This window comes from Roseateles sp. PN1 (assembly GCF_038419725.1).
GTDB lineage: Bacteria > Pseudomonadota > Gammaproteobacteria > Burkholderiales > Burkholderiaceae_C > Paucibacter_A.
This window is the reverse complement of record NZ_JBCARA010000011.1, coordinates 221794-230191: the sequence shown is the minus strand read 5'-3', so window position 1 is coordinate 230191 and position 8398 is coordinate 221794. Positions and strand designations below refer to the sequence as shown.

6 protein-coding genes are annotated in these 8398 nt (G+C 61.9%); 4 read left to right on the top strand and 2 right to left on the bottom strand.

The annotated features are described in order from the left end of the window. The first annotated feature begins 18 nt into the window (after positions 1-18). A complete protein-coding gene (rfbC, locus tag AABB87_RS17660; protein WP_341972589.1) occupies positions 19-570 on the top strand; it encodes a dTDP-4-dehydrorhamnose 3,5-epimerase in 552 nt (183 codons plus the stop codon). Positions 571-643: 73 nt separating this feature from the next. On the opposite strand, the gene AABB87_RS17655 is transcribed toward rfbC, so the two are convergent. Further along, a complete protein-coding gene (locus AABB87_RS17655; protein WP_341972580.1) occupies positions 644-1981 on the bottom strand; it encodes a UDP-glucose dehydrogenase family protein in 1338 nt (445 codons plus the stop codon). 82 nt (positions 1982-2063) lie between these two features. Further along, positions 2064-3071 (bottom strand): NAD-dependent epimerase, encoded by a 1008-nt coding sequence (locus AABB87_RS17650; protein WP_341972579.1) that lies wholly within the window; start codon positions 3069-3071, stop codon positions 2064-2066. 376 nt (positions 3072-3447) lie between these two features. Between AABB87_RS17650 and wecB the strand changes: the two genes are divergently transcribed. From wecB to AABB87_RS17635, 3 genes are all read left to right on the top strand, one after another. Further along, positions 3448-4554 carry a non-hydrolyzing UDP-N-acetylglucosamine 2-epimerase gene (wecB, locus tag AABB87_RS17645; RefSeq protein WP_341972578.1) on the top strand — a complete coding sequence of 369 codons (1107 nt, stop codon included), beginning with the start codon at positions 3448-3450 and terminating at the stop codon, positions 4552-4554. Further along, entirely contained in the window at positions 4551-5342 is a 792-nt protein-coding gene (locus AABB87_RS17640; protein ID WP_341972577.1) for a WecB/TagA/CpsF family glycosyltransferase, read from the top strand. Before wecB ends, AABB87_RS17640 begins: the two co-directional genes overlap by 4 nt. A 347-nt stretch (positions 5343-5689) precedes the next feature. Then, positions 5690-8338, top strand: a complete 2649-nt coding sequence (locus AABB87_RS17635) for a heparinase II/III domain-containing protein (protein WP_341972576.1) — start codon at positions 5690-5692, stop codon at positions 8336-8338. Positions 8339-8398: the final 60 nt, after the last annotated feature.

Here is an 8398-nt window from a genome sequence, read left to right as displayed (position 1 = left end):
AGCGTTTTAAGCCTCACCATGAATGTCACCCCCACCGCTTTGCCCGAAGTCCTGATCATCGAACCGCGCGTGTTCGGTGATGCCCGCGGCTTCTTTACCGAGAGCTGGAACGAGCAAACGTTCAACAAAGCGGTTGGCCACGAAGTTCGGTTCGTGCAAGACAACCACTCACGCTCAGCGCGCGGTGTGCTGCGCGGTCTGCACTACCAACTGCCCCCGCACACCCAGGGAAAACTGGTGCGGGTGGTCAGCGGCGCGGTGTTTGATGTGGCCGTGGACATGCGCCGCAGCAGCGCCAACTTCGGCCGCTGGGTCGGGGTGGAACTGAGTGCCGACAACCATCGCCAACTCTGGGTGCCGCCCGGCTTCGCGCACGGCTTCTTGGTACTGAGCGAGACGGCCGACTTCCTCTACAAAACCACTGACTTCTACGCACCCCAGGCCGAAGGCTGTGTGCGCTGGGATGACCCGACGATTGGCATTCAGTGGCCGGAGACGGGCGTGGCGCCTGTGCTGGCGGAGAAGGATGCCAAAGCGCCGCTGCTTGCCGATGCAAAGCACTTCGAGTGAGAGCTTGGTGCAGAAGAATTGAAAAAGGGCCTCGCGGCCCTTTTCTTTTGTCCCGCGATATCACTCTTCAGCATCAATGCTGAGTCTGGCCGCGTCCAATGCCCCAATGCTCGATGCCCAGCGCCTTCATCAAAGCAGGCTCGTACTGATTGCGGCCATCAAACACCACCGGCTGCTTCAAGCTGGATTTGATGGCATCGAAGTCGGGGCTCTTGAACTCTTTCCACTCCGTGACCAGCAGCAAGGCGTCAGCCCCTTCCAGGGCTTGCTCGGCGCGTTCACAGAACTGCAGCCCTGCGGCACCTGCCAACAAGCGCTTGGCCTCGGGCATAGCCACCGGGTCGTAGGCGGCCACGGTAGCGCCACGGCGCAGCAACTCCTGCACGATGACCAGCGCAGGCGCCTCGCGCATATCGTCGGTATTGGGCTTGAAGGCCAGGCCCCAGACGGCGAAATGCCGGCCAGCCAGGTCATCACCGAAGCGGGCCACGACCTTGTCCACCAGCAGCATCTTCTGCCGCTCATTGGCCTCTTCCACCGCGCTGAGCACGCGCAGCGGGATGCCCTCACCCTGAGCCGCACGAATCAGTGCCTTCACATCTTTGGGAAAGCACGAGCCGCCGTAGCCTGCGCCGGCATACAAAAAGCTGTAGCCGATGCGCGGGTCGGAGCCGATGCCGCGCCGCACCAGTTCGATATCGGCGCCTACCTTCTCGGCCAGCAAAGCCATCTCATTCATGAAGCTGATGCGGGTGGCCAGCATGGCGTTGGCCGCGTACTTGGTGAACTCGGCACTGCGCAGGTCCATCACGACCAGGCGGTCGTGGTTGCGGGTAAAGGGCGCATACAGCGCGCGCATCAGCAGGGTCGCTTGCTCGTCCTCTGAGCCCACGATGATGCGGTCGGGCTTCATGAAGTCTTCCACCGCCGCACCTTCTTTGAGGAACTCGGGGTTGGACACCACGGCATAGGCCATATCGCTCAAGCCGCGCTTGGTCAATTCTTCGGCAATGACTTCACGCACCTTGTCGGCCGTGCCCACTGGAACCGTGCTCTTATCGACGATGACCTTGTAGTCCGTCATGCGCTGGCCGATGGACCGCGCCGCTGCCAACACATATTGCAAGTCGGCCGAGCCATCTTCATCGGGCGGCGTACCCACGCCGATGAACATGATGGTGCCGTGATTGACAGCCAGGTCCACATCGGTCGTGAACTGCAAGCGCCCCGCCGCGACATTGCGGCGCACCACTTCCAGCAAGCCAGGTTCATGGATGGGAATCTCACCCGCATTGAGCACCCGGATCTTTTCCTCATTCACATCCAGGCAGACCACATGGTTGCCCATCTCGGCCAGACAAGCGCCCGTGACCAAACCGACATAACCCGTACCGATGGCGGTAACTTTCATTCAGCTAATCCTCGAATCTGGCGCGAAAGGCGCGGGAATTTTTTGAAGCGAGCGCGCCCTGCAATGTGCGCGCACGATGGCATCACAGCTTGTAGTAGTCCCGATACCAAGCCACAAACTTGGCCACACCTTCGGGCACAGGCATGGCCGGGCGGAAGTTGGTCCAGGCCGCCAACTCTTCCACATCCGCGTGGGTGGCGGGCACATCGCCGTCTTGCAATGGCAGATAGTTCTTGGCGGCCTCTTTGCCCACCGCCTTCTCGATGGCCTGAATGAAGTCCATCAGCTGAATCGGCGCATGGTTGCCGATATTGAAGATGCGGTAAGGCGCGTTGGAATGCGCAGGGTCGCTCTTGTCGGCGTCATAGCCCGGCTCGGGCGTGGCCACACGGTCCAGCACGCGCACCACGCCTTCGGCGATGTCGTCCACATAGGTGAAGTCGCGCACCATCTTGCCGTGATTGAACACATTGATGGGCTTGCCTTCGATGATGGCCTTGGTGAACAAGAACAAGGCCATGTCCGGCCGGCCCCAGGGGCCATACACCGTGAAGAAGCGCAGGCCTGTGGTGGGCAGGCGGAACAGATGGCTGTAGGTGTGCGCCATCAGCTCATTGGCCTTCTTGGTCGCGGCGTACAAGCTCACCGGATGATCCACGCTGTGATGCTCAGAGAATGGCATCAAGGTGTTGCCACCGTAAACGCTGGAGCTCGACGCATAGGCCAGGTGTGCAACGCCGTTGTGGCGGCAGCCTTCCAGGATGTTGGTGAAGCCAACGATATTGCTGTCGATATAGGCGTGCGGATTCTCAATGGAGTAGCGCACCCCGGCCTGCGCGGCCAGGTGCACAACGCGGTCGAACTTCTCGCGCGCAAACAGGGCTTCCATGCCAGCCCGGTCGGCCACATCCAACTTCACAAAGCTAAAACCCGGCAGCGGCGTCAAGCGCGCCAGTCGGTCCAGCTTGAGCTGGGGGTCGTAGTAATCGTTCAGATTGTCCAGGCCCACCACCTGGTCACCGCGTGCCAGCAGGAGCTGGCTGACATGCATACCAATGAAGCCGGCCGCGCCGGTGACAAGTACTTTCACGCAATCTCCCTGATTCGATGCTGATCGGCGCCGCAACCGACCCTGATCTGGCATCGCCGCCCTACCGCAAGACTTGCGGCTGGCGCATTCTCGCCGAGTCTCTCCAGCTCTCGGCAGCCCTCAGGCCAAACTTCACCCCCCGGAATATGTGGTTTGGCTCAGCGCCAAGCTTAGCGGCGGCATATGACGGCATTGCGGCATTCAAATCGGCCTATACCGCGGCGAGTTCAGCCCCACGAATGAGGCCCCAGCCTGCAGGCACGGCGCCACAGAACCTTCACCCGCCCCCCATAGAATCAAACGCTTGCAAAGCATCCGCCGCTTGGCCACCCAGGCCACAGCCGCATCTTTCGCACCACTGCCGAGTACTCAACTGATGACCCAACCCTGCATTCACCTGATCGCCGGTGCCCGCCCGAATTTCATGAAGATCGCGCCCATCGTGCGAGCCCTGCAGGCGGATGGCCGACTGGCCTTCAAGATCATCCACACCGGCCAGCACTACGACCGCGACATGAACGACGTGTTCTTCGAGGAGCTGGGCATCCCCGCGCCCGATGTACGCCTGGGCTGTGGCGGCGGCAGCCATGCCGAGCAAACCGGCAAGATCATGCAGGCCTACGAGGCCTTGTGCGCCAGCGAGAAGCCAGCCGCCTGCCTGGTGGTGGGCGATGTCAACTCCACCCTGGCCTGCGCCATCGTCGCCAAGAAGGCCAATGTGCCGGTGGCCCATGTGGAAGCCGGCCTGCGCAGCGGCGACATGACCATGCCCGAGGAAATCAACCGCCTCGTCACCGACGCCATCACCGACTGGTTCTTCGTCACCGAGCCCAGCGCCAGCCAGCATCTGGCCCGCGAAGGCAAAGACCCCGCCGTGGTCTGGGACGTGGGCCATGTGATGGCCGACAACGTGCTGTTCCAAGCCGACAAGCTCAAGGCCACCGCCGACACCACTGGCCTGGAAAGCGATGCATACAAGCGCCGCCGTGCCCGCTACGGCGTAGTCACCCTGCACCGCCCCAGCAATGTGGACAGCGCCGAGGCGCTGGAGCGCATCGCGACCGTGCTGCGCACCGTTTCGGCCGAGCTGCCGCTGGTCTTCCCGGTGCACCCGCGCACCCGCGCCAATATCGAAAAGTTCGGCATCAATCTGGGCAGCAATGTCGAGTTGATGGGCCCGCAGGCCTATATGTCCTTCCTGCACCTGTGGAAAGACGCCGTGCTCATCCTCACCGACAGCGGTGGCCTGCAGGAAGAAAGCACCGCCCTGGGCGTGCCCTGCATCACCATGCGTGAGAACACCGAACGCCCCATCACCGTCGACGAAGGCAGCAATGTGCTGGCCGGCACCGACCCCGCCGTCATCATCCCCTTGGCGCTTGAAGCCCTCCGCAACGGCGGTAAGCGCGGCCGGCGCCCGGCGCTGTGGGACGGCAAGTCGGCCGATCGTATCGTCGCCATCCTGGCGGAGAAGCTGGCATGAGCGGCGCGAGCATCATCGCCCAGCGCCCTCGCATTCAAATGATGGGCTGCACCGTCGACAACCTGTCGATGGAAGAAACGCTTCAGACCATCGAGGGCTTCATCGCCAGCGGCAAACCGCACCAGCATGTGGTGGTTAACGTTGACAAGCTGGTCAAAGCACAAAAAGACCCCGAACTGCGCCAGATCATCAATGACTGCGCCCTGATCAATGCTGACGGCATGCCCGTCGTCTGGGCCTCGCGCCTGCTGGGCAAGCCACTCAAGGAACGGGTGGCCGGCGTGGACCTGTTTGAGTCCCTGATGAAGCGCTCGGCCGAAAAAGGCTGGCGCGTCTATCTGCTGGGCGCCAAGGAAGAAATCGTCTCCAAGGTGCGCGACATCTACGCCCATAAGTACCCGAATCTGGTGTTTGCCGGCTACCGCAATGGCTACTGGAAGCCCGAAGAAGAAGGCGCCATCGTGCAGCAGATCGCCGACGCCCGCGCCGACCTGCTCTTCGTCGCCATCAGCTCGCCCAAGAAAGAACAATTCCTGGGCGCCTACCAGGCCACCATGAAGATCCCCTTCGCCATGGGCGTGGGTGGCACCTTCGACGTCGCCGCCGGCAAGGTCAAACGCGCGCCGGTCTGGATGCAAAAAACCGGGCTGGAGTGGTTCTACCGCTTCTTGCAAGAGCCGCGACGCATGTTCCGGCGCTACTTCATTGAAGACATGGCCTTCTTTGGCTTGTTGGTCAAAGAATGGCGTCAACGTCCCGACACGCAGGCCGGAGCCGCCAGAAAGTAAAGCTGCGTGAAGTGCCGCCGATATCGCCGTGTTTGCGCTCAAGCATCAACATGATCGGCCGAAGTCCAGGCGACAGCAGTCCTCAAGACCCTGTGGTCGCGCCTGCGCCTCGCAGCGCGCCAGGAGCTTGAGTTGCATCCACGGCAGTAGGCAGCGAGTACCCCGGCACCATGAACAAGCGTCCCCCCCATTTTCCTAAGGCCCCTATGCTGAGCTTGATCGCGAGTAGTGTCCTATTGCTTGGATGCGGAGGGGGCGGAGGCGGAGGACCGGAGCAATCGACAGCCGCCATGGCGCCGTCAGACCCTGGGGCCGCGAATGCGCCGGCCGCCAGCAGTCCGGATTTGATGGCATCGGCCCCGGAACTTGCCGCTTCGGCCCAATCAGATGCTGCCAGCGCTGCAACTGCGCAGCCACTGGCGGCAAAGCCGCTGCCATCCACCACACCCGCTGTCGCCACGGCCGCCAAGGGCGCGACAACGAACAACGCAACATCTGCCACCACTGCCACCGCTGGCACTGCTACACCGGGCTCGCTACCAACAAGCATTGGCGGGCAGCCCATCAGCCAAGCCATCACCGATGCGGCCGCCACTGAGTTGGTCTCACCGTCAGCACAGGCGACGACCCAAGCGGGTGCGACAGCGACGCCTGGCCTCTTGAAGGGAAGCGGCGTACTGCCTGCACAGGCCAGCGCTTGCGTTGCAACACCCGCCTCGGACTTCATCGAGACCGCTAAGCCAGAAGCCAAGCGCCTGTGGCCTAGCGACTGCCGCATGCTGGTCGACAATGCCCCGGCCTTTTCTTGGCCGCAGCCTGCCGATCGCAACAAGGTCGCGCCCTGGACCTTCGTCCTCAAAGACAGCAGTGGCAAGGAATTGCTGCGCAAGACGACGGATGTACCTCGAACCGTGCTGGCTCAAGCGCTGCCCGACGGGCTGTATCAGTGGAACGTCAGCTACCTGAGCAGCAACGGCGCCACCGTCACTTCAATGGACCGGCGGTTCTCGATACAAGCATCACCGCTCGCTGGTGTGCTGCCGCTAGGCGCCGAATTTTCACAGCGCGTGCTGAACAAAGCCCACCCGCGTGTCCTACCGGCTGGCGCCAACTTCGCCGCCTTGTCTAGCTCGATCCGTTCGGGTGAATTGAAGGGGGCATACGCGGGCCTGCTGCGTGAAGCCGATCGTGCACTTGCGGCCCCCATCCCCGCAGTGCCCGACGTCAGAGCCAAGTCCGCCAACGCCAGCGTGGCCGAAACAAACACCTACCTCACCTCGCTGCGGGCCGCGGGCGACTCAGAGTTGCGCTTCATCGAAGCACTTTGCTACGCCGCCAATCTGACCACTGAGAAGAAGTACCGCGATGCGGCAGTCGCCCGCATCGTCAACTTATCCAATTGGGCGCCCACCGGAGTCACGGGTGAGGCCAGTCAACCTCAAGCCAACCGCAGCATTCATTTGGCCTTGTCCATCGGGGCCGATTCGATGTGGGCCTATCTGACTGCCAGCCAGCGCCAGCAGATCGCTTCGGCAGTCAGGGCGCGGCTTGCCGATGTTCTGGCCTCCATCAAGAAGCTGGACGACACGCCCTACGCCGCATTTGAGAACACCGCCGTAGGGTATGCCTTGGAGTCCTTGCTGCTGATCGCGGGCACCCCCGGCTTTCCCGAGAGCAAGCAGTGGCTGGAACAGGTGTGGGAGGCCTACCTAAGCATCATCGACCCGCACAGCGGCGACGATGGCAGCAGCGCTGCCAGCATTGCCTACGCCTGGTGGGGCATCGGTGACTTCGCACGCACCGTGGCCAATATCCGGTTGATCGCCAACGTCGACATGACCAAGCGCGCTCTGGTGCGCAATTTCGGCGACTTTTTCATCGCCTTCACCGCGCCCAATGTCGACCAAATGAACGCTTTTGGCGACGGCACAGAAACCAACTGGATGTACCGAGTCTATGCCTATGACGCCTTCCGGCTCTATGCCTCCGTCAGCCGCAAGCCCGAGCATGAATGGTATTGGCGCGTCAACCCCGCCAACGCCACAGTCAACACCTATATCGCGCCACAGAACTTCATGTGGACCGGCCTGTCTTTGCCCAAGGTAACGCCAGTCCCTCCGAGCAAGCAAAGCTGGATGTTCGTGGACAGCGGCCTCTTGGCCATTCACAACAAACCCGCCGACTCACTGCGCAGCAGCTTCTTCTTCAGAGCCAGCGATGAAGGAAGCTACCACCATTCACATGCCGACCAGAACAGCTTTGTCTTTGTTTCCAAAGGCAAAGACCTGCTGATCAGCAGCGGCTATTACGACTACTACCAGTCACCCCACCACAGCACCGTGACGCGCGCAACGCGCTACAAGAACGCGGTGAGCTTTGACGGTGGCATCGGCCAGGGCGGTAGCGATTCCCGCATCAGTGGGCCAACAAAGCCCGCGTCGAGCATGATGCCCAACGCAAAAATCCTGAACCAAGTCGACATCAAGGGCTTGGCTGCCGCCACCGGCGACGCCACCCTGGCCTACCGGTCGGTGAATCCCAGCAATGGGCAATGGAAGCCCTTGCTGAGCAACGCAGTGCGCTCCTTCGGCTACTTCAAGGACGATGGCGTAATCGTGATCTACGACTGGCTCACCAGCGACACCGCTAGGCGTTGGGAGTTGAACTACCACGCGCCGGCCGCCTTCACGCTATTCAGTGACGCCATCGTCGCCAACAACAAGGGTGCCAGTGCCTGCATTAATCACTATGGCCCGAGCGGCAGCTTCTCGCAAACCAGCGCCTGGGATGTGCCGCCGGGCAATAGCTTGCCGGCGCAGTTTCACGGCCGTTTCACTGTCACTGCTGCCAGCAAGGAGGCCGTCTTGGTCACGGTAATTCGTGAGGACTGCAAAGTGACCCCAGTGGCAGTGAGCTTCGCGGGCACCAGCGCAACGGTCAAATTGCTCGGCAAAACGATAGGCTTCAATCAGCGGCAGATCACTCTGCCGCAATGACAAGTTAAAGCCAGCGGCGGCCCTCTAGCTCAAGCATCAGGGCCGTCCACTGCGCTACGC

Bases quoted from the DNA above. Each gene is read 5' to 3' on its own strand.
- rfbC (WP_341972589.1), top strand. From the start codon at position 19: ATGAATGTCACCCCCACCGCTTTGCCCGAAGTCCTGATCATCGAACCG.
- AABB87_RS17655 (WP_341972580.1), bottom strand. From the start codon at position 1,981: ATGAAAGTTACCGCCATCGGTACGGGTTATGTCGGTTTGGTCACGGGC.
- wecB (WP_341972578.1), top strand. From the start codon at position 3,448: ATGACCCAACCCTGCATTCACCTGATCGCCGGTGCCCGCCCGAATTTC.
- AABB87_RS17640 (WP_341972577.1), top strand. From the start codon at position 4,551: ATGAGCGGCGCGAGCATCATCGCCCAGCGCCCTCGCATTCAAATGATG.
- AABB87_RS17635 (WP_341972576.1), top strand. From the start codon at position 5,690: ATGGCATCGGCCCCGGAACTTGCCGCTTCGGCCCAATCAGATGCTGCC.